The sequence below is a fragment of the Pseudomonas onubensis genome, assembly GCF_965653655.1.
In the GTDB taxonomy this organism is placed as follows: domain Bacteria; phylum Pseudomonadota; class Gammaproteobacteria; order Pseudomonadales; family Pseudomonadaceae; genus Aquipseudomonas.
In genome coordinates this window covers 1-876 of record NZ_CBFHAZ010000215.1, presented here as the reverse complement: position 1 = coordinate 876, position 876 = coordinate 1, and the positions used below count along the sequence as shown (strand labels likewise).

The 876-nt window shown below is 55.0% G+C and carries 1 pseudogene; it reads left to right on the top strand.

What is annotated here, in order from left to right:
- Positions 1–65 precede the first annotated feature (65 nt).
- Positions 66–876 (top strand): annotated as a pseudogene (locus tag ACTD9P_RS29620) (IS3 family transposase); the annotation flags it as partial.

Here is an 876-nt window from a genome sequence, read left to right as displayed (position 1 = left end):
GTGTAGTGGTCTAATGAAACCGGACACCCATTTAGGCGAGAATGCTCGCCAGATCGAGGTGTCAGATGACCAAACAACGCCGCTCCTTTACTCCTGAATTCAAACGCGAGGCTGCCGACCTCGTGCTCAAACAAAACTACAGCTACATCGAAGCCAGCCGTTCACTCGGCATTGGTGAGTCGGCATTGCGCCGCTGGGTTGACCAGATTCAGAAAGAACATAAAGGCATCACCCCGCAGAGCAAGGCGCTGACGCCGGAACAGCAAAAAATTCAGGAGCTGGAAGCCCGGATTGCTCGGCTTGAGCGAGAGAAATCAATACTAAAAAAGGCTACCGCGCTCTTGATGTCGGAAGATCACGAGCGTTCGCGCTGATTGACCAGTTGAGTGCACATGAGCCGGTTGATTGGCTGTGCAAGGTGTTTGACGTCACGCGCTCGTGTTACTACGCCCAGCGCCTGCGGCGCCGCACGCCCGATGTTGAACGGCTTCGATTGCGAAGTCGCGTCAGTGAGCTGTTCTCGCAAAGTCGCAGCTCTGCGGGCAGTCGCAGCATCCTGTCGCTGATGCGTGAAGGCGGTGAGCAACTCGGTCGATTCAAAGTGCGTAGCTTGATGCGCGAGCTTGATTTAGTCAGCAAACAACCCGGCTCCCATGCCTACAAACGAGCAACAGTAGAAAGACTGGATATCCCGAACACATTGAACCGCGAGTTCGACGTGCCAGCGCCCAATCAAGTCTGGTGCGGCGATATCACCTACATTTGGGCGCAAGGAAAGTGGCATTACTTGGCTGTCGTCCTGGATCTTTGTAAGCGTCGGATCGTGGGCTGGGCGCTGTCGGAAAAGCCAGACGCTGAACTGGTAATCAAAGCGCT